The organism is Streptomyces sp. NPDC048269 (assembly GCF_040652395.1).
Lineage (GTDB): Bacteria > Actinomycetota > Actinomycetes > Streptomycetales > Streptomycetaceae > Streptomyces.
In genome coordinates this window covers 1-26,970 of record NZ_JBEZLW010000055.1, presented here as the reverse complement: position 1 = coordinate 26,970, position 26,970 = coordinate 1, and the positions used below count along the sequence as shown (strand labels likewise).

Annotated in this window: 20 protein-coding genes and 1 pseudogene; 7 read left to right on the top strand and 14 right to left on the bottom strand. The window is 71.3% G+C overall.

All coding sequences use genetic code 11. From position 1 onward, the window contains the following. Positions 1–44 precede the first annotated feature (44 nt). The 3 genes from AB0D48_RS33140 to AB0D48_RS33130 form a co-directional block, all read right to left on the bottom strand. The gene (locus tag AB0D48_RS33140; protein ID WP_362405521.1) at positions 45–824 is read right to left on the bottom strand and encodes a class I SAM-dependent methyltransferase; all 780 of its coding nucleotides are present in this window, start codon (positions 822–824) and stop codon (positions 45–47) included. Positions 825–899: 75 nt separating this feature from the next. Then, positions 900–1,277, bottom strand: coding sequence for a hypothetical protein (locus AB0D48_RS33135; RefSeq protein WP_362405518.1), 378 nt, complete (start codon positions 1,275–1,277; stop codon positions 900–902). 295 nt (positions 1,278–1,572) lie between these two features. Continuing rightward, on the bottom strand, positions 1,573–2,478 hold the full coding sequence (locus AB0D48_RS33130; protein WP_362405515.1) for an MBL fold metallo-hydrolase: 906 nt from the start codon (positions 2,476–2,478) through the stop codon (positions 1,573–1,575). Positions 2,479–2,564: 86 nt separating this feature from the next. Here AB0D48_RS33130 and AB0D48_RS33125 point away from each other — a divergent pair, with 86 nt between their 5' ends. Together AB0D48_RS33125 and AB0D48_RS33120 are read left to right on the top strand one after the other, a co-directional pair. Beyond that, complete coding sequence (locus AB0D48_RS33125; protein ID WP_362405512.1) at positions 2,565–3,506, top strand: AraC family transcriptional regulator; 942 nt, start codon at positions 2,565–2,567, stop codon at positions 3,504–3,506. A 26-nt stretch (positions 3,507–3,532) separates the two neighbouring features. Then, positions 3,533–4,024: pseudogene (locus AB0D48_RS33120) on the top strand (ATP-binding cassette domain-containing protein); the annotation flags it as partial. A gap of 299 nt (positions 4,025–4,323) precedes the next feature. Here the strand turns inward: AB0D48_RS33120 and AB0D48_RS33115 are convergent. Further along, positions 4,324–5,865, bottom strand: coding sequence for a tryptophan 7-halogenase (locus AB0D48_RS33115; RefSeq protein ID WP_362405509.1), 1,542 nt, complete (start codon positions 5,863–5,865; stop codon positions 4,324–4,326). 146 nt (positions 5,866–6,011) lie between these two features. Between AB0D48_RS33115 and AB0D48_RS33110 the strand changes: the two genes are divergently transcribed. Beyond that, positions 6,012–6,239, top strand: a complete 228-nt coding sequence (locus AB0D48_RS33110; protein WP_362405506.1) for a DUF6269 family protein — start codon at positions 6,012–6,014, stop codon at positions 6,237–6,239. Between the two features lie 60 nt (positions 6,240–6,299). Here AB0D48_RS33110 and AB0D48_RS33105 read toward each other — a convergent pair whose 3' ends face one another. Next, on the bottom strand, positions 6,300–8,297 hold the full coding sequence (locus AB0D48_RS33105) for a BTAD domain-containing putative transcriptional regulator (RefSeq protein ID WP_362405503.1): 1,998 nt from the start codon (positions 8,295–8,297) through the stop codon (positions 6,300–6,302). Between the two features lie 206 nt (positions 8,298–8,503). Here AB0D48_RS33105 and AB0D48_RS33100 point away from each other — a divergent pair, with 206 nt between their 5' ends. Continuing rightward, positions 8,504–8,707: a hypothetical protein gene (locus tag AB0D48_RS33100; RefSeq protein ID WP_362405500.1), complete on the top strand. Its 204-nt coding sequence runs from the start codon at positions 8,504–8,506 to the stop codon at positions 8,705–8,707. A gap of 24 nt (positions 8,708–8,731) precedes the next feature. On the opposite strand, the gene AB0D48_RS33095 is transcribed toward AB0D48_RS33100, so the two are convergent. From AB0D48_RS33095 to AB0D48_RS33080, 4 genes are all read right to left on the bottom strand, one after another. Further along, positions 8,732–11,719: a BTAD domain-containing putative transcriptional regulator gene (locus AB0D48_RS33095; RefSeq protein ID WP_362405497.1), complete on the bottom strand. Its 2,988-nt coding sequence runs from the start codon at positions 11,717–11,719 to the stop codon at positions 8,732–8,734. A 122-nt stretch (positions 11,720–11,841) separates the two neighbouring features. Then, a complete protein-coding gene (locus tag AB0D48_RS33090) occupies positions 11,842–12,060 on the bottom strand; it encodes an acyl-CoA carboxylase subunit epsilon (protein WP_362405494.1) in 219 nt (72 codons plus the stop codon). 12 nt (positions 12,061–12,072) lie between these two features. Then, on the bottom strand, positions 12,073–13,614 hold the full coding sequence (locus AB0D48_RS33085; RefSeq protein WP_362405566.1) for an acyl-CoA carboxylase subunit beta: 1,542 nt from the start codon (positions 13,612–13,614) through the stop codon (positions 12,073–12,075). A gap of 43 nt (positions 13,615–13,657) precedes the next feature. Then, on the bottom strand, positions 13,658–14,713 hold the full coding sequence (locus AB0D48_RS33080; protein WP_362405491.1) for a polyprenyl synthetase family protein: 1,056 nt from the start codon (positions 14,711–14,713) through the stop codon (positions 13,658–13,660). 232 nt (positions 14,714–14,945) lie between these two features. Between AB0D48_RS33080 and AB0D48_RS33075 the strand changes: the two genes are divergently transcribed. Both AB0D48_RS33075 and AB0D48_RS33070 read left to right on the top strand, forming a co-directional pair. After that, positions 14,946–15,647, top strand: a complete 702-nt coding sequence (locus AB0D48_RS33075) for a hypothetical protein (RefSeq protein ID WP_362405488.1) — start codon at positions 14,946–14,948, stop codon at positions 15,645–15,647. A gap of 333 nt (positions 15,648–15,980) precedes the next feature. Further along, positions 15,981–18,143: an MMPL family transporter gene (locus AB0D48_RS33070; protein ID WP_362405485.1), complete on the top strand. Its 2,163-nt coding sequence runs from the start codon at positions 15,981–15,983 to the stop codon at positions 18,141–18,143. Here AB0D48_RS33070 and AB0D48_RS33065 read toward each other — a convergent pair. Continuing rightward, positions 18,100–18,552, bottom strand: a complete 453-nt coding sequence (locus tag AB0D48_RS33065; RefSeq protein ID WP_362405563.1) for a polyprenyl synthetase family protein — start codon at positions 18,550–18,552, stop codon at positions 18,100–18,102. The genes AB0D48_RS33070 and AB0D48_RS33065 overlap by 44 nt on opposite strands. 241 nt (positions 18,553–18,793) lie before the next feature. Beyond that, positions 18,794–19,213 carry a hypothetical protein gene (locus AB0D48_RS33060; protein ID WP_362405482.1) on the bottom strand — a complete coding sequence of 140 codons (420 nt, stop codon included), beginning with the start codon at positions 19,211–19,213 and terminating at the stop codon, positions 18,794–18,796. 408 nt (positions 19,214–19,621) lie between these two features. Between AB0D48_RS33060 and AB0D48_RS33055 the strand changes: the two genes are divergently transcribed. Beyond that, positions 19,622–21,553 carry an AarF/UbiB family protein gene (locus AB0D48_RS33055; protein WP_362405479.1) on the top strand — a complete coding sequence of 644 codons (1,932 nt, stop codon included), beginning with the start codon at positions 19,622–19,624 and terminating at the stop codon, positions 21,551–21,553. Between the two features lie 97 nt (positions 21,554–21,650). Here AB0D48_RS33055 and AB0D48_RS33050 read toward each other — a convergent pair whose 3' ends face one another. From AB0D48_RS33050 to AB0D48_RS33040, 3 genes are all read right to left on the bottom strand, one after another. Next, positions 21,651–22,445, bottom strand: a complete 795-nt coding sequence (locus AB0D48_RS33050) for an ABC transporter permease (protein WP_362405476.1) — start codon at positions 22,443–22,445, stop codon at positions 21,651–21,653. Beyond that, positions 22,442–23,446, bottom strand: a complete 1,005-nt coding sequence (locus AB0D48_RS33045) for an ATP-binding cassette domain-containing protein (RefSeq protein WP_362405473.1) — start codon at positions 23,444–23,446, stop codon at positions 22,442–22,444. The genes AB0D48_RS33050 and AB0D48_RS33045 overlap by 4 nt, the downstream gene beginning before the upstream one ends. Before the next feature lie 114 nt (positions 23,447–23,560). Beyond that, the coding region (locus AB0D48_RS33040) for an amino acid adenylation domain-containing protein (protein WP_362405470.1) at positions 23,561–26,970 on the bottom strand (3,410 nt) is incomplete at its 5' end.

Below are 26,970 nucleotides of genomic sequence, written 5' to 3'. Positions count from 1 at the left end.
GCCGGCCGGGTGGCTGGGGACGGGCGGCAGTCCCGGTGAATCACCTACTCGCCGGAGCGGGCGACGAGCAGCGGCTGGAAGAAGCCCGTCTCCTGCGGCATCCGCCAGCCGGGGTCGACGAACCCGGCCTCGGCTGCGAGGGCGGTCAGCCGGTCCTGGCGGAGTGCCCAGTAGGTGGTCCGGCGGACCTCGACGCGCCATTCTCGGCCCGTCGGAAGAAGTTGGAAGTGCTCCAAGTCGTAGTGCTCGCCGTCGTCGTGCCAGTGCCAGATCTGGAAGGTGACTGTCCGTTCTCCGTCGTCAGCGGCGCAGTCGGCGTTCCGGTGGACTTGTGGAGGCGTCGAAGCGGGGCGGTCGCGCAGCAGATCGTCGTAGGGGCGTGTGCTGACCAGCAGCAGGCCACCGGGACGCAACACGCGGCGCACCTCGGCGAGGGCGGCGTGCACCTCCTGTTCTGTCAGCAGGTGAGGCAGCGAGTTGTCGGCGCAGACGACGGCATCGAACCGGCCATCGGGAAACGGGAGGTGCCGCATGTCGGCGGCGGCCGTGTGCAGGCTCAGGCTCCGGCGGGCGGCCTCACGGGCAGCGCGGGCGGCGGCGCGCGGGCTGAGGTCGGTCCCGGTGACGCGGTGCCCGTGCAGCGCCAGGCCGATGGCCTGCGTGCCGATGCCGCAAGAACAGTCGAGTACCGCCGCGCGATCCTGGCCGATCAGGGTGTCGAGAGCGTCCCCCTGCCGACGGATGCTCGCGTCCCAGTCCGGGTAGATCAGATGGTAGCCGTCGGCCAGTTCGTCGTAGAAGTGCGTTACGGATGTCTCGGGCATGGCCCGAGAATATGGCGACGCCCTCAGCCGCGAGCGTGGTCCCCCGGCGGGCCGCGAAGTGGCAACGGCGCGGCTTCAGCCCCGTACGGCAACCGCCGCCTCGAGGAAGGTCCAACCGTCGACCTTCGCTTCCCGCCTCTCCCCCGGTTCCCACCCGCGGGCCAGGGCCGTGTCGAGCAAGAACCGTACGGTGCCGGGCTCATGCAGATTCAGGGCACCGACGCCGACCGCCCCCACCTCCCCCGACCCCGTGGTGAAACCCGCGACGTACCGTCCGGGGCCCTCGTCGAAGACGAAGCGCAGCAGGCCGCCCGTGCCCGACGGGTGAGAGCGCAGGGTGAGGGTCTTGCGGCAGCCGCCGTTTTCCAGCACGCAGTGACCGTGACGGACCGTCCACATGTAGGTACGCCCGTCGGCGACGAGCCGGCGGGGCTTCTTCGAAGAGCGGGGCACAAGGGCGAGCGTACGCGGCCGGGCAGGCCCTCGCTGGGTCGGTCTCAGCGTCACCCCGGTGGCTGGCGCAGCCTGGGCTGCGGGCCTGCGCGAGAAGCAGGGGACGGCGAGTCCGAACGAGATGTGCGACGCGCCGTGCAGCGGGTCGTGGGCGGTTGCCGGGGGGCCCGGCCCAGGGGGGTGCGGGCCGGGCGGGTCCCAGGGGGTGCGGGGCGGGCGGGTCCGCTCGGGGCGACGCCGTCGGATCACGGTCTCTTCCCGCCGGTGGACCCGGAGGTCGCGGGCTCACGTCGGCTCACCACCGGCCGGGGCGGGTGAGGGCGAAGGCGTCCCCGTCCCGGCGGACCTCCACCACGCCCGGACCGCCGAAGTGGGCCGGGACCACCAACTCGTGCGTGTCCGCCGCCCGTTCGAGGATCCGGCGGCGGCTGGTCACCGCCTGGTCCGGGTCCAGGCAGAAGCAGCTGTTGCAGGTGGGGCGCAGGATCTGTACGGGGCTGTGCAGGAGGTCGCCGACGAAGACCGCCCGGTCGTCGCCGGAGGCGAGGCGCAGGACGCTGGAGCCAGGGGTGTGGCCGGGTGCGGACTCCAGGGTGAGGTGTTCGTCGATGCGGTGCGCGCCGTCCCAGAGGACGGCCTGGCCGGAGCGGTGGACGGGCGCGACGCTGTCCTCGTAGATCAGCCGGTCGTCGTGGCGCAGGCCCTTCCCGTACGCGTTGCCGGGTCCGAAGTGGAAGTCGTCGGCCGCCGGGATGAGGTACTCGGCGTTGGGGAAGGTCGGCGCCCACTCCCCGTTGACGTCGCGCGTGTTCCAGCCGACGTGGTCGCCGTGGATGTGGGTGTTGACGACGGTGTCGACGTCCTGCGGGCGGATTCCGGCCCGGGCCAGGCGTTCGAGGAAGTCGCCCTGCCAGTGGTGGAAGCGCGGCGAGCCGGGACGTTCGCGCCCGTTGCCGACTCCGGTGTCGACGAGGACGGTGCGGCCGGCGCTGCGCAGGACCCAGGTCTGCAGAGCCACCACCGCCAGGTCCTGGTCCGGTTGCCAGTGGTCCGGGGCCAGCCAGTCCTCGTTGTCCCTCCAGATGTCCGTGCCGGACTGCGGGACGAGGTCGCGGGCCGGGGCGAACGGTCCTGCCCACTCGGTGATCCGGATGACCTCTACGTCTCCCAGCACGATGCGCCGGGCGTTCTCGCTCTTCATGTCCCCGACCCTAGGAGGGGCTGTTGAGCCCCTCAATGCCTGTTCGGCTCATCGGGATACGGGAGCGTCTCATCTAGTCTGGCCCGATGGACGTGGTGAGCGACGCGATCTCGGCCGTGCGGATCGGGCAGCCCTCCTCGGACCGGGTGCGGGTGGGCGGCCGCTGGTGCACGCGCCTGGCCCCGTACGACGGCGCCGGTTTCCATGTCGTGCTGGAGGGCAGCTGCTGGCTGCTGGCCGACGGGGGCTCGTCCGTGGTGCTGGGTCCCGGTGACGCGGTGCTGCTGCCGCACGGGACGGGGCATGTGATCGCCGACGGTCCCTCGGACGCGGCGGCCGTGGAACGGGCCGTGCCGTTGGAGGCGTTGGCCGGCGGGACGGCGGCTCGGCCGCCGGAGGACGGCTCCGGGGCGGTGGAGATGCTGTGCGGCAAGTACCGGCTCGACCGCAGCCGGGTGCACCCGCTGATGGCGGAGCTGCCGGAGGTGGTGCACCTGCCGAACCGGCCGGGAGCCCATCCCGAACTCCGCGCCGCCATCGGGCTGCTGGGCCGGGAGCTCGACGGGCGGCGGCCGGGCGCCTGTATCGCGGTGCCCAGCCTGCTCGACCTCCTGCTCGTCTACATGGTCCGGTCCTGGATGGACGAGGCCAGCACCGGGGCGTGGCCGGCCGTACTGGGGGACCCGGTGGCGGCCGCCGCCCTGCGGGCACTGCACTCGGACCCGGCCGCAGCGTGGACCAACGAGCGCCTGGCGGCCGAGGCGGGGGTGTCCCGCCCGACTCTGGCGCGGCGGTTCACCGCGCTGGTCGGGCGCCCGCCGATGGCGTACCTCACGTGGTGGCGGCTGAACCTCGCCGCCACCTTGCTCCGGGACACCGCGGACCCGCTGTCGGCGGTGGCCCGCCGGGTTGGGTACGGCACCCCGTACGCGCTGTCGCACGCCTTCAGCCGCGAGTTCGGGACGACTCCGGGGCGGTACCGGGCGCGGGCGGACAGGCCCACCGGGGTGGGTGTCGAACCGGCTTGAACGAAGCGGCGGTCCATCCCGGCAGTACGAGATCACTTGACGTGGGGCTGCCGCTGCGGCTGGCCGGCCGCCGGCCGGACCCCGCCGAGGTACGGGCGGCGCTCGCGCAGGTCGGGCTCGGCGAGCACGGCGGGCACCTGCCCTCCCAGCTGTCCGGCGGCCAGCAGTAGCGCGTGGCCGTCGCACGGGCCCTGATCAGCCGTCCGAAGGTGCTGTTCGCCGACGAGCCGACCGGGGCGCTGGACAGCAGTTCCAGCCGGACCGTGCTGAGGCTGCTGCGCGGTCCGGTCGACGAGCAGGGACAGACCACGATCATGGTCACGCACGACCCGGTGGCCGCCTCGTACGCGGACCGCGTCATCTTCCTCGTCGACGGCCGGGTCACCGACGGGATGCTGGGGCCGACGGCGCAGCGGGTGGCCGAGCACATGGCGCAGCTGGAGGCCGAGCCGGAACCGGCCGCGGAACCCGCCGCGGACACGACCGCGGAGCCCGTCCGGATCGTCGGTGGGCGGTGATCGCCGGGTCACCGAGGAACAGACGGCCGCGATGGCCTCGGCTCGGGCAGGGCGGGGGCGTAGAGCACGGGGGCGCCGGCGGCCTCGTACGCCTGGAGGCGGCGGATGGGCGCCCGCTCGCGGAACCCGTGGAACGGGTGGCCGCCGAGGGCATCGATTCCCCGTTCACCGTCACCGCCCGCGCCGAAAACTTCTTCCAGGGCCGGCCCGACCTCGACGACGACCGGGTCCTCGTCGCGTCCGGAGGAATCTCGGTCCGGCCGGCCGGTGCGTCGCCTCCTCGGCGTGGACTTCTCGCGTCAGATCGCCGCGAACGACTCGTCCCCCTGGGGGATCCGGCCGTGGAGGCGGTCCAGGTAGGTGTGGGCCGGCGGAAGGGTTTCCAGGAGGATCCTCTGCTGCCGCTTGATCCGGGTGAAGTGGTCTTCGGCCCTGAGGAGGGCGTGGGGGTGGTGGGAGAGGGCCGGGGGCGGGCACGCGGTGTGCGGGGTGAGGGCGGTCAGGAGGGCGCGCAGCGGAGCCTCCTCGGGAGTGACGGACAGGCCGGCCCGGTGGGCTTCCACGGTGGCGTGCAGGGTGTCGGAGAGGGGCATGGTGCGCTGCTGGGTCCAGAACGGGCCGTCCGTGCGCGGTGAAGCCGCGTAGCGGAGCTGGGCGAGGCCGAGGGCGTCGCGGTAGTGGGCGGCGGCCGCCCGGTTGAAGCGAGGCGCGGGGACGTCACGGGTGCCGAGGGACGGGAGGTCCCGGATCAGGCGGTCGAGCAGGTCGAGCGTGGCGCCGTGGTCGTCGGCCAGGGGGTCGGTGAACCAGGCGGCCGCACCGAGGGCCACGCAGTTCTTGACCCAGGCGCGCCTGGTGCGGCCGGCGCGGAGGGGGGTGTGGGTCAGTTCCGCGGAGTCGCGGGGCAGGCCCAGTGTCCTGCGCAGGCTCCGGGCGGCCTCGTCCGGGGTGGTCAGGGTGCTCGCGTAGACGAGGCCGGCGCCGCAGCGGCCGCGCAGGGGGCGGCGCCAGGTCCAGCCGTGCGCGAGGGCGGTGGCCGTCGTGTACGGCTCGACCCCGTGCGAGCCGCTGCCCTGCGGGACGGTGAGGGACAGCATGCTGTCGGGGAGGAGGCGGTCGGCCGCGCTGAGGAAGGGTTCGCCGAGGATGCCGGCCAGGAGCCGGCTCTCGTGGCCGGTGCAGTCCAGGAAGAAGTCGGCCGTCAGGTCTCCGCGGGTGGTGCGCAGGGCCGTCAGCATGCCGCTCCCGTCGGTGCGGGCGCCGAGGAGCTCGCCGGTCACCATGCGCACGCCGCACGTCTCCATCGTCTTTCTGCGCAGGAAATGGGTCAGCATGATGGTGTCCGCGTGCCAGCCGTACGGAATCGCCGCTCGGCCGTCCAGCCAGCGGGGGGATTTCCGGGCGTCCATGAGCGGCGGCTCACGGAAGCAGGCGTAGTCGGAGGGTTCGACCGTCCGGCCGGTCCGGCGACGGAGAAGCCAGAAATCGGAGAGAGGGAACCCTTCACAGTCCGGCGGTGTCCCGTCCTGCGGAATGTAGAAATGCTGTTCCCGGCCACCCCAGTTCACATATTTGACGGCTGCGCAGAAGGACGCCGAACTCGCGTGCGTCCATTCGTTCTCGGGAATTCCGAGGCGGTCGAAGAGATCGCTCTGCACCGTCGGCCCGAGGGCCGTGACCCTGCTCGCGGGGCGGTGAGGGGTTTCGAGAACCGTGACACGAACCGTCCCGCGGCAGGCGGAGGCCAGCCGGGCGGCGGCGATCCAGGCGGTGAGGGTGCCGCCTGCGATCACCGCGTCCCTGATGTCGGTGGGTGCGGCCGCGGCCGGGTTCGTGTCCATGGGCGCAATTCCATGTGAATCCTCTGTACGGGATCTGTACGACGCCTGTATCGAGGACGCCGAGTGGACCGGAGAACGAATACAGGGGGTGAGCCGAATCTGTTGGTGCGGGACCTGAACGGGGCCCGACACAAACAGGAGGAATGATGTTCGAGAAGCCCCAGGTCCAGCACCCCCTGGAAATTCTGACGGAGATCGAACGCAGTGCGGCAGTGGACCAGGAACTGCTTCTGCGGGACAGCGGAACGCCGTGGTCGGAGGTTCTCGCGGATTATGTCGACGCGTTGAACGAACTGGCCGCGAAGAGCACCGCGAACGACGGGTACATCGCCACCTACGGCCTGGACGAGGGGCACGCCGGCGGCTGCGGGTGAGTCCGCACACGGGTAAGCGGCCCGGTGGCGGGGACCACCGGGCCGCAGGGGAGCGGGACTTCAGGCCGCCGTGAGGACGCGGGTCCGGCTGAACAGTCTGACCAGCGGCATCAGGCTGTACTGCGGGACGAGGCTGTCGGCGGGCCGGGGTTCCAGGAGGCGGGCGTCGGCCAGCTGGTCCAGGACGTCCTCGGCCTCGTGGACCGGCAGGTCGAGGAGGGCGGCCGCGTCCGGAGGCGTGAAGAGGCGGAGGTCCGTGGCGGTGAGGGCGGCGAACGCCGCGGCGGTGGACGGGTCGAGGGCGGTCAGGGCGTGCCGCAGGCCGGTGGTGACGTCGAGGCTGCCGATGCGCAGTTCGCCGAGCCGGCGGTCCTCGGCGGCGAGGCGGGCGGCGAGGCGGGCGGGCGGCCGGTCGGGACGGGCGGCGAGGCGGGCCGCGGCGATGCGCAGGGCGAGCGGGAGGCGGTCGCAGTATTCGGCGATGCGGGCGACCGCTTCGGGGTCGGCGGCCAGCCGGTCGGGGCCCGCGATCCGGGCGAGGAGACGGGTCGCCTCGGCGGGGGTCATCGAGCCCAGGCGGACCAGGCGGGTGCCTTCGAGGGAGGCGAGGGCCGGGCGTACGCCGGTCACGAGGGTGCGGGTGGCGCCGCCGCCGGGCAGCAGGGGGCGTACCTGGGCGTCGTCGTCCGCGTTGTCGAGGACGATCAGCATGCGGCGGCCTGCGAGGAGCGTGCGGTAGAGCTGGGCGCGCTCGTCGAGGTCGTCGGGGATCCGGCCGGGGGCGGTGCCCAGGGCCAGCAGGAACCAGCCGAGGACCTGGGCGGGGGTGCGGAAAATGCCGTCGGGGGTGCGCAGGTCGGCGTAGAGCTGGCCGTCGGGGAAGGCGGGGCGGGCGTCTTCGGCGGCCCTGAGGGCCAGCGCGGACTTTCCGGTGCCGTGGGCTCCGGTGATGACGACGTCGCGGTGGCTGCCGAGGGCGTCCAGGACCTCGCGGCTCTGGGCCTCCCGGCCCGTGAAGTCGCCCGGCGCGGCCGGCAGCAGAGCCGGGACCGGGCGGGCAGCGCGGCCGGGAACGGCGGAGGCCTCACCGACGGGAGTCCGACCGGCGACGGTCGGACCGACCGGCGCCTGACCGACCGGCGCCTGACCGACCGGCGCCTGACCGACCGGGGCCGGACCCACCGGGGCCGGACCCACCGGCGCCTGACCGACCGGGGCCGGACCCACCGGGGCCGGACCCACCGGGGCCGGACCCACCGGGGCCGGACGCGGCGCGGGCGGCTCGGCCGCGAGGGTGCTCGTCCGGTGTTCGGGGGCGGCGGGGCCCGGCAGGCTGCCGGTGAGGATCTCCTGGTGCAGGGCGCGCAGTTCGGGGCCCGGATCGATGCCGAGTTCGTCGGCGAGGATGCGGCGGCCCTCCTCGTACAGGGAGAGGGCGTCGGCCTGCCGGCCGCAGCGGAACAGTGCGGTCATCAGCTGACCGCGCAGGCGCTCGCGCACGGGGTGCAGGGTGACCTGCCGGGTGAGGCCCGGGACGAGTTCGCCGTGGCGGCCCAGGGCGAGGGCGGCCTCCGTGTGGTGTTCGGTCGCGGCGAGGTGTGCCTCGGTCAGGCGTGGGCCCTCGGCCGCGGCGAGCTGTTCGGTGACGTCGCTGAGGGCGGGGCCGCTCCAGAGGGCGAGCGCCTGGCCGAGGCGGCGTTCGGCGTCGGCGTAGCGGCCCGCGAGGAGGTCGGCGCGGCCGGTCGCGGCGAGTTCGCGGAAGCGGTCCCAGTCGAGGGCGCCGGGGGTGATGTCCATGCGGTAGCCGGCGCCGAGGCGTTCCAGGCCGTGGCCCGGGCCCAGCCGGGTGCGCAGCCGCGATACGTAGGTGTAGAGCTGGCGGGTGCTCGTGGCGGGCGGCTGCCAGCCCCAGAGCAGGGTGGTGAGCCGCTCGTCGGTGATGACCTGTCCCTGGGCGAGGAGCAGGGCGGCGAGCGCGGTGCGCTGTTTGGATCCGTCGAGGGGAACCGGGCGGCCGTCGAGCACGGCGGACACGGGCCCGAGGATCTTGAAGTCCATGGAGTCCCCTCCGTTTCGCGAGCCCGCGCCTGCTCGCGGGCCAACCACCGCGAAACACTAATGACCTGGGGTTTTCTCTCCCTCTCGGATCGATTTCGGTGATCCGAAAGGATTTTGAAAGCGCACGAAAACGGGGGCTCCGTAGCGTTCACGGCGTACCGCAGGGCACCGGCCCACGGCGGACGACGAGGGTCCAGGAGGACACCATGAACCGCGCCGTTCTCTCCACTCGCAAGACCGCCCACACCGCGACGGCCGCTCCGCTGGGCCGGCTGGTGGGGACGGCGGCCCTGCTGCTCGCGGCGGTCGGAGGGGTCGCCGCGAACCAGGGTGTGACGCCATTCGCCGACAGCGCGGCCCCGGGCCTCTCCGCTTCCCCGGCCGTCACGGCCGACGACCCGTGGGTGTGACCCCGGTCCGCGGGGGGACCGCCGTCAGGGCTGGCCGCTCGCGAACAGCCGTCGCAAGCCGTCCGGTTCGCCTTCCGCGAGCGCCACCAGGAACTGCTCCACTCGCTCCCGCCACGCCCGTGCGCCGACCTCGGTGAAGAGGACCGCAGCGCTCTTGAACGTACCCGCGGCGCCGCTCACATCCGAGCGCAGTGCCTGCGCACATCCGAGGACGACCGCTGCCCGGGCCCGGAGGTAGGCGTCGCTGACCTTCTCCGCGGCGTGTACGGCACTGCGGGCGACCGCCTCGGCCTCCTCGACCTTTCCCTGGCGCCACAGCGCCTCCCCCAGGGCGCGCAGCACATGCGTCTCGCCCCTGTGGTCACCACTGCCGAGGACCAGCTCCAGCGCACGCCGGCAGGCCTCCTCGGCGCGCGCCCCGTCGCCCTGGTGGAGCAGCGCCTTCGCCAGCCGGAGCATGCTCTGCGCCTCGCCCCGCACCGACCCGAGTCCTCTGCTTCTGGCCACGGCCTCCGAAGACAGCACCAGGCTCGCCTGGGCGTCCCCCCGTTCCAGTTCGATCTGCGCCAGCAGACCCAGTACATGGGCCTCGGCGTAGGGATCGCCGACCGCGCGGAAGATCTCCAGCGAACGGCGGCCCGTCTCCACCGCCCGGCCCGTGTCTCCGCGATGGCGCTCACACATCGCCAGGTTGCGCAGCACCAGGGCACGCCCCTGGTCCTGGCCCTGCTCCTCGAACAGGGCCAGGGCCAGGCCGAGGCGCTCGTACGCGCTGTCGTGCTCGTACTGGATGATCTCCAAGGTACCGAGCGACTGGAGCATGGCCGCCTCGCCCAGCCGGTCACCGCTGCGGCGGGCGGCCTCCAGGGCCGCTTCGCCGCATTCCCGCCAGTCCTCCAGGTAGTTGCGGTTCTGGAAGAGGGTGACGCTGGTCATCGTCAGCTCCCACGCGTAGCCGGACTCGCCCTCACGGGCAGCCTGCTGCACGAGGCCCGTGATGGATGAGCGCTCGGCCTCGAACCACTCCATGGGGTTCTCCACGAGGGAGTCCACCAGGTGGGCGGGGAGGTCCCGCAGCGGAGCGTCGCCGGGGACAACGGTGTAGTCACCGCCGTAGAGCCGCCGGTGCGCCACCTTGGCGAGCCCGAGCCACACCCCGCAGGCGCGCCGCAGGGCGGCCCGCAGTTCTCCTTCTCCGTCCTCGGCAAGCGCGCATTCGCGAGCGAAGAGGCGGAGAAGGTCCTGGAACCGGTAACGGACGTGGCCGGCGCTGGCGCTGAGGGGTTCGAGGAGCTGGGCGTCGACGAGCTGTTCGATGAGGTCCTCGGCGTCGACCGGGCCGATGTCGAGCAGGGCGGCGCCGGCCCACGCGGAGAACTCGGTGACGTTCAGCGAACCGAGCAGCCGGAACATGCGGGCGGTGTCGGCCGGCAGGTCGCGGTAGCTCAGACGCAGACCGGCCCGTACCCCGCGCGCATCCAGGCTCAGTTCGTCGAGCCTGCGGTGCTGGTCCTCGAGGCGGGAGACGAGCGTGCGGACGGTCCAGTGCGGTTTCGCCGCGAGCCGGGCGGCCGCGATGCGCAGCGCGAGGGGAAGGCGGTCGCACAGTTCGCTCAGCCGGGCGGCGGCCACCGGGTCGCCGGCCAGCCGGTCGTCGCCGGCCACCCGGGAGAGCAGGGTGATCGACTCGTCCTGTGCGAGGGAGCCGAGGTTCAGCGGTACGAGGGCGTAGTCGCCGGCGAGCCGGCTGCTCATGCTGTCGCGGCTGGTGACCAGGACGCAGCAGCCGGACGTGCCGGGCAGGAGGGGGCGTATCTGCTGGAAAGAGCGGGCGTTGTCGAGGACGATCAGGACCCGGCGGCCGTCCAGGACGCTGCGGAAGAGGGCGGTCCGTTCGACCTGGTCGGCGGGGATCTGCGGGCCGGGCACGCCGAGGGCGCGCAGGAAGCGGTCGAGGACGGCGCTGGGCCTGCGCGGTTCCTCCTCCTCGTCGTAGCCGCGCAGGTCGGCGAAGAGCTGCCCGTCGGGAAAGCGGGAGGCGACCTGGTGGGACCAGTGGACGGCGAGCGCGGTCTTGCCGACACCGCCGGGGCCGGTGATGGAGCCGACGGGCGGGGACGAACCGTCGAGCAGGTCCAGCAGCCGGTCGAGGGTGGCGAGGTCCTGGTTGCGGCCGGTGAAGGACGCCGCGGCCGGGGGGAGGTGGGCGGGCACGGTGGTGACGGGGGCGTGCAGGGGGGTGCCGGCGGGAAGGGTGAGCTTCGGGGAGTCGGCGAGGATGTCCTCGTGCAGTTCCTGGACCGCGGGCCCGGGGTCGATGCCGAGCTCCTCGGAGAGCAGGCGTGCGCCGTCGCGGTACGCCTCCAGGGCCTCGGCGCGGCGGCCGGAGCGGTAGTGGGCCAGCATCAGCTGGGCGAGGGCTTGTTCGCGCAGCGGGTTCGTCCGTACGAAGGCGGTGAGCTCCCCGATCAGTTCGCGGTGCCGGCCGAGATCCAGGCGCAGGGCGGTGAGCTGTTCGTACACGTCGAGGCGGAGCTCGGTCAGGCGCTCGGCCTCCGCTTCGACCCGTTCGGCGGTGATGCCGGCGAGGGCGGGGCCGCGCCACATCGCCAGGGCTTCCTCGAAGTGGGTACAGGCCTCCTCGGTACGGCCGCGGCGGGCGGCCTCGCGTCCTTCGGCTGCCCGTTCCTCGAACTCGACGGCGTCGATGCGGTGTTCGCCGGGGTGCAGCAGGTAGCCGGGGTGGCTGGTGACCAGCAGGTCGTCGATGCCGGTCGCGTTCTTGAGGGTCTTGCGCAGGGCGGAGACGCAGATGGCGATCTGGTTGCGCGCGGTGGCGGGCGGGTTGCCGTGCCAGACGGCGTCGGCGAGGGTGTCGACGGAGACGACCCGGCCCGGCGCGAGCAGCAGCATGGACATGAGGGTGCGCTGCCGGGCGCCCTGGAGGGCGACCGGGCGCCCGTCGGCGCTGATGTCCAGTGGCCCCAGGATCCGGAACACCACCTGAAGCACGGCTGCCCTCCCTTACTCAGGCCACGGTCGTACCCGAACGCCCGGTTCGCCTTCACTCTGGGTTACAGGCCGGGGTGGGGCCCCGCAACGACGGCGGCAGCAAACTGCCAGCGGGCCGCTGATCAGTTACCTGCCGCCCACGAGGAGGGGGGCAGCAGCTCGCTGCGGTCCCAGCGGGCGGCCGGCGGCTCGGGCGGGACCGGCTCGGGTGAGCGGGTGGTGAGGACCGTCAGGAGGGCCGCGACGGCGGCGAGTTCCTCCGGGGTGGGACTGCCGTTGATGATCTCGAACAGGGCGGGCGCCAGGGGTCCCTCTAGGGCGGGTGCGGTGGTGCCGGACATGGCTCTCACTCCTTACATCGGGGGGTTTCCGTGCTTGCGCACGGGTGTCACGGCGTGCTTGGTGCGGAGCATGGCGAGGGCGCTGATCAGGGTGGCGCGGGTGTCGGCGGGGTCGATGACGTCGTCGACGAGGCCGCGTTCGGCGGCGTAGTAGGGGTGCATCAGCTCGGCCTTGTACTCCTTGACGAGCTGCTGCCGGGTGGCCGCGGGGTCCTCGGAGGCGGCGATCTGGCGGCGGAAGACCACGTTGGCCGCGCCCTCGGCGCCCATGACGGCGATCTCGTTGGCCGGCCAGGCGAAGGTGAGGTCGGCGCCGATGGACTGGGAGTCCATGACGATGTAGGCGCCGCCGTAGGCCTTGCGCAGGATGAGGGAGATCCTCGGGACGGTGGCGTTGCAGTAGGCGTAGAGGAGTTTGGCGCCGTGCCGGATGATGCCGCCGTGTTCCTGGTCCACGCCCGGCAGGAAGCCGGGTACGTCGACGAGGGTGACGAGCGGGATGGAGAACGCGTCGCAGAGCTGGACGAAGCGTGCCGCCTTCTCCGAGGAGTGGATGTCCAGGACGCCGGCCAGGGACTGGGGCTGGCTGGCGACGATGCCGACGACCTGGCCGCCGAGCCGGGCGAGGGTGGTGATGACGCTGGTGGCCCAGCGCTCGTGGACCTCCATGTGCTCGCCGTCGTCGACGATCTCCGTGATGACCTCGCGCATGTCGTACGGGCGGCTGCCGTCGAGGGGGACGAGGCCGAGGAGGCGCTCGCAGCGGCGGTCGGCGGGGTCGTCGCAGGGGACGGCGGGCGGGGTGGCACGGTTGTTGGCGGGCAGCATCGACAGCAGGTAGCGGACCTCGGCGATGCAGGTCTCCTCGTCGTCGTACGCGAAGTGCGCGACGCCGGAACTCTCGGCGTGCACGTCCGCGCCGCCGAGCCCGTTCTGGGTGATCTCCTCGCCGGTCACCGCACGGACCACGTCCGGCCCGGTGATGAACATCTGCGAGGTCTCGCGGACCATGAACACGAAGTCCGTCAGCGCCGGCGAGTAGGCGGCGCCGCCCGCGCAGGGCCCGAGCATCACCGATATCTGCGGGATGACGCCGGAAGCCTTGGTGTTGCGCTGGAAGATGCCCCCGTACCCGGCGAGCGCCGAGACGCCCTCCTGGATCCGGGCACCCGCACCGTCGTTCAGCGACACCAGCGGAGCACCCGCCGCGATGGCCATGTCCATGATCTTGTGGATCTTCGCCGCGTGGGCCTCGCCCAGCGCCCCGCCGAAGATCCGGAAGTCGTGCGCGTAGACGAAGACCGTCCGCCCCTCGACCGTGCCCCACCCGGTGATCACACCGTCCGTGTACGGCTTCTTCGCCTCCAGGCCGAAGCCGACGGCCCGGTGCCGGCGCAGCTGCTCGACCTCCTTGAAGGAACCCTCGTCCAGCAGGAGCGCGATGCGCTCACGGGCGGTCAGCTTGCCCTTGGCGTGCTGCGCCTCAGTGGCGGCGGGGACGCCGTCGAGGACGTCCTGCCGGATGCGGACGAGTTCGGCGACCCGTTCGGCCATGGTCATGGGGGCTCCCTTGCCGGTTCTGCCGGTCGTGGCGGTATCAGCTGGTGCGGAGGGCGACGTAGTCGCAGAGGGCGAGCAGGGCGCGGCGGGCCGGCAGCGGGGGCAGGCCGGCGAGGGCCGCGCGGGCCCGGTCGAGGCGGCGGTGCATCACGGCCTCGGTCTCGTCGAGCGCGGTGGAGCGCTCGAAGAGCTCCAGGGCGCGTGGCACGCCGGCGGCCGGGACGGGGCCGGCGGCGAGGAGGCCGCGCAGTTCGGCGTCGGCGGGATCGCCGCCTTCGCGGGCGAGCAGGACCGGCAGGCTCTGGACGCCGGCGAGCAGGTCCTTGCCGCGTTCCTTGCCGGTGACCTCGGCCGGGGATCGCAGGTCGAGGAGGTCGTCGGCTATCTGGAAGGCGATGCCGAGCTGTTGACCGCACTCGGTGAGCGCGGCCACGTCGCCCGCGGAGGCCGCGGCCTGGACGGCCCCGATGCCCAGGGACATCGAGAGCAGGGCGGCCGTCTTGCCCTCGGCCACCTTGAAGTAGTGGGTGACCGGGTCCTCGTCGGGGCCGGGGCCGGTCAGTTCGCGCAGCTGGCCCGCGACCAGGCGGCCTGCCGCCTGTGCGTTGAGGTGCACGGCGGCGGAGCCGAGTCCGGCGGCGAGCTGGGCGGCGCGGGCGAGCAGCCAGTCCCCGCCGAGGACGGCGGCGCGCTCGCCCCAGCGGGAGTGGACGCTGGGGACGCCGTGCCGGGTGGCGGCGCCGTCCATCACGTCGTCGTGGTAGAGCGAGGCGATGTGCACGAGTTCGGCGATGGCGGCGGCCTGCGTGATGCCGTGGGCCCAGGGGTCGCCGAATTCGGCGCCGAGCAGGACGAGGAGGGGGCGCAGGCGTTTGCCGCCGGCGTCGGCGAGGTGGCCGGTGAGCGCGGCGACCCGCGGGTCGAGTGCTTCGTGGGCGGTGGCCTGGAGCCATTTCTCGGCGCCGGAAAGGGCTTCGCGCATTCGGGCCTCGAACTCCGGCTCTTCCAGCGCGAGTCGGGTGAGCAGCCGGGCTGCGGGCAGATCGGGCGACACGGGTGCCGCCCCGGCTCCGTACGTTTGTCCAGCCCCCATGGGGAATCCCTCCGCAACACGGCGAACTCTCTGGTTTTCACCTATTCGCACGACAGCTTTCAGCCCGGGCGGACTTCCCTACAACAGCGCTGACATGAAGGTGCCACTACGACCTCGACGCACGGCCGACCAGGGGATCGTCAGCTTCCTGCCAAGTTTTCGGCGGTCCGGTCGGCGCGGAATGGCCGCCGTTACGCTCCCTCACGAAAACTCCGAGGGAAGGCCAGAGGAATTGCGAAACCGAATCACGCTCGCCGCTGTACTCGCCGTCGTCGCCCTGTCCCTGACGGCCGTTCCGGCCGCGGCGGCCGGGACCAGTGCGACGCCTGCCTCACCGGATGCGCGGGCCTGCGGTGAGGTGCGGCTGACCGGATCGCTGCCCGCGCCGCCGGCCGGTATGGCCGTACAGCAGCAGATCACGATCGGGACGGACTGCAAGCCTCGGCTCGGGGAAACGCGGCTGGTACCGGTGGCGTCCGAGGGCGTGTCGAAGACCGCCGGGAGCGCGTCCGTCGCGTCGGCGGCCGACGCCGGCACCGTTCGCCAGTTCAAGAGCTGGAACGAGATGTACGACTGCTGCAACATCCGGATGACCGGCCTCTACACGACGTCGCAGTGGACGACGGACAGCGGCCGGATCACGACGGCGGCCACCGACGCGACGCAGGCGTGGAACCGGGAGCCCTGGAATGCCGGCTGGTCGCTGAAGTCCGCCACGAAGAACACCGACTGCTCCGGCGACTGCGGTGTCTCGCGGACCGAGGCGCACGCCGACTTCACGTACAAGGGAATCTTCGACATTTCCGGGAACGTGTACGCGAACACGCACCACTCCTCCGTGGACCTGAACGCGGACGGCACCGCGACCTGTCGTTTCGACGTGTCGCTGCGGAACACCTTCATCGGATGGAACTGGCAGCGCGGCTGCGCGTGAGCGGCACACGCACGTAAACACCGGGAGGCCGGGCCCAGTCGGGGCCCGGCCTCTTCCCGGTCCGCAGCGCAACGTCGAAATGAGAGTGCGAGGCGGACAACGGCACTGCCGGCTTCATGCCACGGGGACCATCGAGTGGGCAGGCTACTGACAACGGCCCCGCCAATTATCTGCTCCTGACAGCTTGTGGCCAACCGCGGGGGTGCGGTGTGACGTGCGGCGCCACGTCAAGAGCGATCGCTGTCAACAAGCTGTCACCGGAAGGAATTTCGGCGTCCGGGTTTTCTAAACTCGCCGGGATTCCCCCATCCGAGTCCGCTGAAGGAGTCTGCAATGTTACGAGGGATTGGGCGGCTTGCCGTACGCCGCCCATGGCTCACCATCGCCGCCTGGATCGTCGCCACACTGGCCACGATGATGCTGGCTCCGCAACTACCGTCGACTACAGATCAGGCCGAGTTCCTACCGTCGCATTACGAGACGGTGCAGGTCATGAAGGTGGAGGAGCGCGCTTTCCCGCGTGAGGAGCAGCCGGCCGCCACCATTGTCTTCAAGCGTACCGATGGCGGAAATCTTACGGCGGAGGATCAGGCCACCGTATCGAAAGTGGCGGCTGATCTGACGGGAAAGAAATACAGCGAGATCAAGGAGGTCGTGACCGGTCCGCAGATGCTCTCGCCGAACGGCACGATCATGCTGGCCTCGGTCAGTACTTCGGCGGAGAGCGTCTACACCGAGGGCGTGTACGAGTCCGTCAAGCAGATGCGCGTCGACGCCAAGGAGCAGCTCTCCGGCGGAGCGCTGTCGATGGGCATCACCGGCCAGGCGGCCTCGGCGGTGGACTCGATGGAATCGGCCGGTGACACCGACTCCATGATCATGCTGGCCACGCTGGGGCTCATCGTCGTGCTGCTCCTGATCATCTTCCGCAGCCCGCTGATCGCCCTCATGCCGGTGCTCATCATCTCCCTGGTCTTCGCCGTGGCCACCGGGCTGATCGCCACCGCGAGCAAGATCGGCGGGCTGAAGGCCGACGCCTCCGTCTCCTCGATCCTCATCGTGGTGCTGTTCGGCGTCGGCACCGACTACATCCTGTTCCTTCTCTTCCGCTACCGGGAGCAGCTGCGCACCGGCGTGCCGGCGCGGCAGGCCATGGCGCAGGCCGTGGAACGGGTCGGCGAGACCATCGCCTCAGCGGCGGGTGCGGTGATCGTGGCCTTCCTCGCGCTGCTGCTCTCGTCCATGGGCATGCTGCGGACCATGGGCCCGGCGCTCGCCATCTCCGTGGGCGTCACCGCGGTCGCCTCCCTCACCCTCGTGCCCGCGGTGTTCGCCCTGCTGGGCACCAAGGCGTTCTGGCCGTCCAAGGCGTGGCAGCGCGAGCCGAAGAACGCCCTGTCGCACCGCACCGCCCGGCTCGTCTCCCAGCGTCCCGGCGTGGTCGCGGCGGTGTCCGGCGGCATCCTGATCGCCCTGACCGTCGGCCTGTTCGGCTTCCGGGCCGAGTACGACTCCAACAGCTCGCTGCCCAAGCACCTGGAGTCCGTGCAGGCCCAGGACGACCTCGCGCGCGGGTTCGCCGCGGGTGCCACCGAGCCGACGCTGGTCTACGTGGAGGACCGGGCCGGCAAGGCGATCCCCGAGGCGGCGCTGAAGACCTTCGGTGAGCGGATCGGGCAGGTCCAGGGCGTCGGGCCGGTCTCCCCGCCCCGGGTGAGCCCGGACGGCTCGGTGGCCCAGTTCAGCGTGGTGCTCGACCACAAGCCGGCCGCGGACGAGGCGCTCGCCCTGGTCGAGGGGCCGCTGCGGGACGCCGTCCACAGCGCGGCGCCCGAGGGCACCAGGGGTCTGGTCGGCGGCTCGACCGCGCTGCTCGCCGACATCAGGGACGCCGTCAACCGCGACTACTCCGTGGTGTTCCCGGCGGCGGGCATCGCCATCATGATCATCCTGGGTCTGCTGCTGCGCAGCGTCGTGGCGCCCTGGTACCTGATGGCCGCGGTCGGCCTCGGGTTCAGCGCCACCCTCGGTGCGACGGTGGTGCTCTTCCAGAACGTGCGGGGCCAGCACGGCCTGCTGTTCATGCTGCCGGTGATGGTCTACCTGTTCGTGGTGGCCATCGGCACCGACTACAACATCCTGATGGTCGCCCGGCTGCGGGAGGAGGCCGCCCGGGGCCGGGAGCCGAAGGAGGCGACCCGGCTCGCGGTCGCCCACTCGATGCCGACCGTCGCCACGGCCGGCCTCATCCTGGCCGGCACCTTCGGCGTGCTGATGCTGGCGCAGAACTCGATGCTGCAGCAGATGGGCTTCGCCGTGTCCTTCGGCATCCTGCTCACGGCCTTCGTGATGGCGGTGCTGCTGGTGCCGGCGGTGACCACGCTGCTGGGTCACCGGGCCTGGCTGCCGGGCCGCCCGAAGAGCGGCCGCGGGGAGCCGGCCGCCGACGGCATCACCGTGCAGGAGCCGGAGCGCGAGCCGGCCAGCCGCAGGTAGACACCCCTCTCGCGCGGCCGGCGGCCGCGCGATGGGCAGTACGGGAGTCCGGGCGCCGCGCCCGGGCTCCCGTTTCCTTCGTCGGCGTGTCGTCGTCGGTACGCCGGCACCGGCCGGCCCGCAGCCCGTGCGTTGAGGTGGTCGGGGCGCGCTCGCCCCAGCCGGCGTGGACGTCAGGAACGGCGTGCCGGGTGGCGGCGCCGTCCCTCACGTCGTCGTGGTGGAGCGAGGCGATGTGCGCGAGTTCGGCGATGGCGGCGGCCTGCGCGACGCCGTGGGCCCACCAGGAGGCCGGCCGGTTACCACCGGCCGACCGTCCCGTCGTGTCCGGAGGCGTGCGCCACGGACGACAGGCCGGGCGGGTCCTCGCGCAGGTGCCGGGCCACGGCGGACGCCGCCTCGTTGTCAGGGAGTACGGAGAAGAACGGTGCGCCGTGAGCTCCTGCGGAGAGAACCGGTATTACAGCCAGCCGCGAATGCCCTTCCAGTCCCGGTAGCCGGTCGGGAGGCCCATTCCGGTGTCGGCACGGAAAGAGCCGGCGGCGGCGAAAACGAGGGTCTCGCATATCTTTTCGAACATGGCTTGTTTCCAGCAGGACGACAAGCCTGCCGGGAAAGGGCGTGCGCGCTCCCCGGCCGGCCGGATTTCGTTACAGCAGATGACGGTGGCGGCGGCGGTAGGAGTAGGTGACGAGCCCCAGCAACGGCCCCCAGAGGAACGCCGGCAGGTAGCACAGGACCATCACCGTGGAGGAAGTACCGCTGAGGTGCCCGTCGTCCTTGACCCCGATGAGGACCTGGAGCATCACCACCGCGATGATCGCGGTCAGTGCCACCGTCCCGAAGGTCGCCGGGATCAGTGCGGCCCGGGGTGGGACGTCCCGTCCGCCGAAGAACGGCACCCATCGCGGCATCCGCTCGCCCCAGGGCCTGACCAGACCGATCGTGAGCAGGGCCAGGCACTCGATGAGGAGGGCGAGACCGATGACGTACGCCATTCCCCAGCCGGGAATGGCGTACTCCTCGCGCAGAACCTCTTTCGAGTAACCCACCGGGATACCAAGGGCCATGGCGACCCTCCAGAGACCGGACGGCAGCGTTGACAGTGGCGCCGCGTGAGCCGCCCACACCGCCCACCGGGGCGGCGGCGGAACCGAACGGACCCTGGAATCAGGGGAATTCATCTCGACAGTCACATGGCCATTCTCCCAAGCGATCACGAGTTCCGCATCAGCCCCTGGACGCAGCGGCCTCCTCCGGCAGGATGAGCGGCCGCACTCCGAAACGTCCGGTGGCATAAAGCTGCCGACCTTTCGGACGCACGGCCGGCTGCCGAGCGGAGTCGACTTCCTCATGTGTCAGCAAGTTGCCCGGCGGCCCGGGCGAAACCGTCTCGCGGCCGTTACCGAAGACACCGGATGAGACTATGACCACACCGATACGTGGGGACCCGAATGAAAACGGCTGTTCTTCTGCCCTTGGCAGTACTCACCATCTCCATGGTTCTGATCGGAGTCACCGTCGGAGCCAGACGCCTTCTCGGCATCCGGCTCGGCAAGGCCCGCGCGATGCTGACGGCCGCGGTGGGACTGCTCGCCGCCACTGTCATAGGTATGGCGATGAAGGACCAGCAGCACTACGCAGCGCTGGCCACCGTCCAGTTCGGGTCCGCGCTGCTGGTCGCCATGGGCTTCCTCGCCTTCACCGAAGTGGTTTTCCCCCGCGGCACATGGGCAGGGGTGGCCCGGTGGCCCACGGCCCTGCGCCGCCGCGCAGCCCGCAGCCGCCGATACGCCCAGCTCAGCCGGATCGCCGTGCGGCACGGACTGGGGCAGTTCCTGCGCGGCCGGGCCAGGCGCGGTCCGGCCGCGGAGGAGGAACGCAGGCGGCTCGCACCCTCGCTCCGCAAGGCGCTCGAGGACGCCGGGGTCACGTTCGTCAAAATGGGCCAGGTGCTGTCGACGCGGTACGACCTGCTGCCGCCCGAGTTCATCGCCGAGCTGAGCAAACTGCAACACCAGGCGACACCGGACCCCTGGGAGGACGTGCGCCTACTGCTCCAGGAGGAACTGGGCGCCGATCCGTACGAGGTGTTCGCCGAGTTCGAGCAGCAACCGCTGGCAGCCGGCTCCATCGCCCAGGTGCACCGCGCCCGCCTGAAGGACGGCACGCAGGTGGTCGTGAAGATCCAGCGGCCGAGCAGTCACTCCGTCGTCGTCGACGACCTCGACATCCTGCTGCGGTTCGCCGACAAGATGCAGCAGCGCACCGAGTGGGGCCGGAGCGTGGGCGCCCTCACGCTCGCCGAGGGGTTCGCCGCCTCGCTCCAGGAAGAGCTGGACTTCCGCATCGAGGCACAGAACATGACCAGCGTGGCCACGTCCATCGCACAGGCGGGGGCGGACCGGGCCGTGCGGCTGCCCACCATCTACGAATCGCTGACCACCGAGCGCATTCTGGTCAGCGAATGGCTCGACGGCATCCCCTTGAACAGTGCGCGCGCAGCGGTCGCGGAGCAAGGTCTCGACCCGGAACAGCTGGCCGGACAGATGCTGGGGTGTCTGCTGGATCAGATCATGGTCGGTGGGGTGTTCCACGCGGATCCGCACCCGGGGAACATCCTGCTCCTGCGGGACGGCCGGCTGGGACTGCTCGACTTCGGCTCGGTGGGACGTATCGACCGGGCTTTCCGCTCGACACTGCGCAACATGCTCATCGCCCTGCACCGCAACGATCCGGCGGCGCTGTGCGACGCGCTGCTGGAGCTGGTCTCGTACCCCGACGACCTCGACGAGCGCAAGCTGGAGCGGGCCCTGGGGCAGTTCCTCGCCCGGCACTTCGCGCCGGGCCTGCGCCCGGACCGGGAGATGTTCACGGACCTGTTCCTCATGGTGTCGCGGCACGGGCTGCGCATACCACCGGAGATCGCGGCGGTTTTCCGCGCCCTGGCCACCATGGAGGGATCTCTGGAGCGGCTCGTCCCGCAGTTCGACATCATCGCCGGAGCACGGACCTATGCCGTGGCCCTGCACACGGAGAAGCTCCGGCCCGACGCGATGGTCAGAACGTTCGTGGACGAAGTGATCGGTCTGGCGCCCATACTGCGCAGGATTCCCCGGCGGATCGAGCGCATCGGCACCGCGATCGAGAACGGCCAGCTGGGTGTGAAGGTCCGGCTGCTCGCCGATCCGCGGGACCGGAAGTTCGTCCGCACCCTCGTGCACGAGACACTGCTGACCGTGTTGTCATGCGCCATCGGACTGATGGCCGTGCTGCTGGTGCGCACGTCCGGCGGGCCGCACATCAGCCCCACCCTCGGTCTGTTCCAGCTGATCGGCTACAACATGATGGTGGTGAGCGCCGTGTTGGTGCTGCGCACCCTGTTCACCATCTTCAGATCGCAACGCTGACCGGTTCCCGCTCCTGCCGGCACCGCGGAAACGACGCGTCCTGGCCCCCTCGTGGGAGGGTGCCAGGACGCGTCGCGCGGAAGGGGGAGGGGAAGGGTCAGCGGGAGGCTGCCGCCCGCTGGTACGCGCGGTTCGCGAGCGGGATCACGGCGGCCAGGAGGACGGCGGTGACCAGCAGCGCGGCGGGGAGGGGGTGCTGGGCGGGCAGTGCGTCGCTCGCCGGGCCCGCAGTGTTGCCGAACAGCTCCCGGGAGGCGGAGACGATCGTGCTGATCGGATTCCACTCGGCGATGGTGCTCAGCCAGCCCGGCAGCCCCTGGAGCGGGATGAACGCATTGGAGAGGAACGCGAGCGGCATGATGATGATGCTGGACAGGGCGCTCACGGTCTCGGGGCTGCGCAGGACCAGCCCCAGCAGCGCGCCGAGCCACGACAGTGCGAAGCCCGTCAGGATGAGCAGCGCGAAGGCGGCAAGGGCCTTGAGTGCGCCTTCGTGCACGCGCCAGCCGATGGCGTACCCGACACCGGCCATCACCGCACACGTCCAGGTGGCCAGTACTGCGTCCGAGACGGTCCGGCCGAGCAGGACCGAGGAACGGGAGATCGGCAGGGAACGGAAGCGGTCCACGATCCCGTTGTTGAGGTCCCCCGCGACGCCGAGCGCGGTGGTGGAGATGTTGCTGAGCATCACCTGCGCGAAGATGCCGGCCATGATGTATTCCTGGTAACTCTGGTTCCCGGGAACTTCCATCGCGCTGCCGAAGAGGTAGCCGAACACCACGACGAATGCCACCGGCAGAATCGTGATGCCGATCAACTGCTCCGGCATCCTCCTGATGTGCCGCATGTGCCGGCCCACCAAGGCGAAGGAGTCACTGATCGTCTCGGTCATGCCGGCTGCACTTCCTTCTGCTTCTCGGCCTGCTCCTCGGACGGGGCGCCGGGGCCGGGCGTGATGGTGGGCTGCCCGGTGAGGGCCAGGAACACGTCGTCGAGAGAGGAGCGGCGTACCGCGAAGTCCACCGGCTCGACTCCGGCGGCCTCGAGCTCCGCGGAGACGGTGGCGATGACCTTGATGCCGCCGGTCAGCGCGACGGACACGGTCCTGCTCTCCTCGTCCACCACTGGTCGCTCCACGCCGGTCGCTGCCAGCGCGCGGGTGACGGCGGGCAGGTCGGCGGTGTCGGCGACGGACACCTCGATCCGGTCGCCGCCCACCTTCCGCTTGAGCTCGTCCGGTGTGCCGTCCGCGATCAGACGGCCCTTGTCGATCACCGCGACGCGGTGGGCGAGCTGGTCGGCCTCTTCCAGGTACTGGGTGGTGAGCAGCACCGTCACGCCGCTGTCCACCTGCTCCCTGACCATGCGCCACAGGGTGAGCCGACTGGTCAGGTCGAGACCGGTGGTCGGCTCGTCGAGGAACAACACGGGTGGGCGGCCGACCAGGCTCGCCGCGAGGTCCAGTCGCCTGCGCATACCCCCGGAGTAGTTCTTGGCCGGCTTGTCCGCGGCGTCGGTGAGCTCGAACTGTTCCAGGAGCTCGGCCGCGCGGGTCCGGGCCGTGCGGCGGCCCTGGTGCAGCAGCACGCCGATGAGTTCGAGGTTCTCCCGGCCGGTGAGCCGTTCGTCCACCGCCGCGTACTGGCCCGTGAGGCCGATGCGCTTGCGCACCTCTCCGGGCTTGGCCACCACGTCGAAGCCCGCCACGGTGGCCCGGCCCGTGTCGGGGGTGAGCAGGGTGGACAGGATGCGTACGGTCGTCGTCTTGCCCGCACCGTTCGGACCGAGCACGCCGAGGACCGTGCCTTGCGGCACGGAAAGGCTGACGTCGTCCAGCGCCTGGAAATCACCGTATTTCTTCGACAGTCCTTCAGCTGTAACAGCTGCTTCCATGAAGTCACTTCCGTTCGGACCGAGGGGTATGCGTTGCCCAGAATTGCAAGTGGACTGCGTGGCCCAGGCAGCCCACAAGGCCGGTTGCAGCAAGCTGTCAACCGGCCTTGCGACTCAATTCAGTTCGAGGAGCTTCTGCTGAATGATCCGCGCGATCGTGGCAGCCGGTTCGGGCTGCAGCAGATTCTGGTGATCGGCTCCGACCGGGTGCGCATCGATGGGCCCGGTGACGTACGCGCGCATTCCTGCGACGGAATGCGCGATCCGCTCGTCGGTCTTCTCCGGCTCGGTGACCGCGACGAACAGCAGCAGATCGCCGTCGAACCTGTCCGGTCGGAACTGGTCGGCGAGCTTGTGGTTGCCGACGGCCACGTTCACGAACGCGGAGACGTGGTGTTCCTCCAGGCTGCCCAGTGCGCTGTTGCGGCTGCGGATCTCCGCCATCGCCTCGGCATGGCCGACGGGCCGGTCGCCGAGCTGGTCGATGTCGTAGCCGACGAAGTCCAGCAGGGTGCGCAGGACGTCGTTCTCGGTGGGCGGCACATACCCCTGCTTCCAGTCGCCGAGCAGCGGCGGCTGGTCGATGTTGACGAGCAGCGCCACCTCTTCGCCCGCGCTCTGGAGCTGGGTCGCCATCACATGGGCGACCAGGGCGCCGAAGGACCAGCCCACCAGATGGTAGGGGCCGGACGGCTGAACCCGGCGGATCTGCTCGACGTAGTCGGCGGCGATCGCCTCCATGGACTCGGGTATGTGGCCGGGCTCGCTGAATCCGCGGGCCTGAAGGGCGTAGATGGGGTGATCGGCTCGGATGTTCTTGAGGAACTCGGAGAACGGCCAGCCGAGGCCGCCGGCACCGTGCACGCAGAACAGCGGAGGCTTGTCGCCGCCCGCCCGGATGGGCAGCAACACCTCGAAGCCGTCACCGGTGTCGGTGCCGAGCTGCTCCACGAGGGCCGCCACCGTCGGCGTCTCGAAGATCGCACGGTTGCTGATCTTCTCGCCGAGCACCGAGCGAATACGGCCGACGAGCTGGATGGAGATGATGCTGTCGCCGCCGAGTTCGAAGAAGTTGTCGTCGATGCCGACCCTTTCGACCTTGAGGAGCTCGGCGAACAGACCGCAGAGCACCTCCTCGCGAGGGTTGCGGGCCGAGCGGCTGTCGCCGGCGGTGCCGTATTCGGGGGCGGGCAGCGCCCGGCGGTCCAGTTTGGCGTTGACGGTGACAGGCAGGGCCTCCAGCGTGACGAAGGCCGCCGGAATCATGTAGGCGGGCAGCTTGGCCCCGATGTGGGCACGCAGCTCCGCCGTGTCCAGGGAGCCGGCCCTGGCGACGGGCACTACGTAGGCGACGAGCCGCTTGTCACCGGCCCGGTCCTCGCGCACGACGACCGCGCTGACGACGACGTCCGGGTGGGCGGTCAGGACCGCCTCGATCTCACCGAGTTCGATCCGGAAGCCGCGCAGTTGCACCTGGTGGTCGGCGCGGCCCAGGTACTCCAGCATCCCGTCGGTGGTCCAGCGGACCAGGTCGCCGGTGCGGTACATCCGGCTGCCCGGCGTCCCGTACGGGTCGGCGACGAACCGCTCCGCGGTCAGGGCCGGCCGCTTGCGGTAGCCGCGGGTCAGGCCGGTGCCCGCCAGGTACAGCTCGCCCGGGACGCCGGGCGGCACCGGCCGCAGGCCGGCGTCCAGGACCAGGGCCCGAGTGCCCGGGTTGGGCGTTCCGATGGGCGGGTTGGCCTGGCCGCCGGTCAGATGGCTGGTGGTGGAGATGACGGTGGTCTCGGTGGGACCGTAGACGTTGACGAGGCGCCGGCCCGAGGCCCAGCGGTCGGCGAGTTCGGCCGAGGTGGCCTCGCCGCCCACGATCAGGGTGCGCAGGTCCGGGTACTCGCCCGTCGGAACGCTGGCGAGGGCGGCCGGCGGGATCATGGTGTGCGAGATCCGCTGGGACACCAGGACCTCGCCGAGGGCTTCCCCGGCCAGCGGGCCGGGCGGAGGCACCACGAGCGCGCCGCCCGAGCGGTAGGCCATGACGAGCTCCAGCACGGAGGCGTCGAAGCTGGGCGAGGCGAAGAGCAGCACCCGGGCCTCGGCATCGGGTGCCAGCCGCTCCATCTCGGCCTCGGCGAGAGCCGCCAGGCCCTGGTGGGTGACCACCACGCCCTTGGGACGGCCGGTGGACCCGGAGGTGTAGATGACGTACGCAGCGTTCGCGACGTCGACCGGGGCGAGCCGGTCGGTATCGGTCAGCTTCGAGGCGTCGGCATCCTCCGGCAGGCTCCGCTCCAGTGAGTCGTCCCTGATCACCACGACGGGGTCGGCGTCCTCGAGCATGTACGCGATCCGATCGGCCGGGTAGTCCGGGTCGACCGGCAGGTAGGCGCCGCCCGCCTTCAGCACCGCCAGCTGCGACACCACGATGTCCACCGAACGCGGCAGCACCAGTGCCACGATCTTCTCCGGGCCCACGCCCCGCTCGACCAGCGCCCTGGCCAGCCGGTTGGAGCGTGCGTCGAGCTCCGCGTACGTGAGTTCCACGTCCGGGGAGACGACGGCCACGGCGTCCGGTGTGCGGGCCGCCTGGGTCTCGAAGAGTTCCGCGAACGTCACCGGGGCGACGCCGGCCGGTGCTCCGGTCCACTCCTTGGTGACCTGCCACCGCTCCGCCTCGGTCAGCAGGTCGACTGCGGTGATCGGAAGGTCCGGATCGGCGGCGACCGCCTCCAGCAGACGGACGAACCGCCCTGCGATGCGCTCTGCCGTCGACCGGTCGAAGAGGTCGACCGCGTATTCCAGCCCGGCGGCGACACCGGCCGGGCTGCCGTCCTCGGCGAACTGCTCGCTCAGCTGGAAGGAGAGGTCGAACTTCGCCGCGTCCAGCCCCACGTTCGACGGGGTGATGCGCAGGCCGTCCAGGTCGAGGGCGGCGGCGGCGTTGTTCTGGAAGGCGAGCATCACCTGGAACAGGGGGTGGCGGGCGAGGGACCGGGCGGGGTTGAGGACCTCCACGAGCCGCTCGAACGGCACGTCCTGGTTGGCGTATGCAGCCAGGTCCGTCTCCCGTACCCGGGCCACCAGCTCGCGGAAGGTGGGGTCACCCGACACATCCGTACGCAGCACCAGTGTGTTGACGAAGAACCCGACCAGGTCGTCCAGCGCCTCGTCCGTACGGCCGGCGATCACACTGCCGAGGGGAATGTCCTCCCCGGCACCGAGCCGCGACAACAGCGTGGCGAGCGCCGCCTGCACCACCATGAACACACTCGCCCGGCTCTCCCGGGCCAGGTCGACCAGACGACCGTGGGCCTCCGCGGACAGCGAGAACTCGAGGTCCTCTCCGCGGTGGCTCATCTCCGCCGGGCGGGGCCGGTCGGTGGGCAGGGTCAGCTCCTCGGGCAGCCCGGCCAGGGTGTGCCGCCAGTGGTCGACCTGGCGGGCCAGCTCGCTGCCGGCGTCGTTCTCGTCGCCCAGGACCTCCTGCTGCCAGAGGGTGTAGTCGGCGTACTGCACCGGCAGCG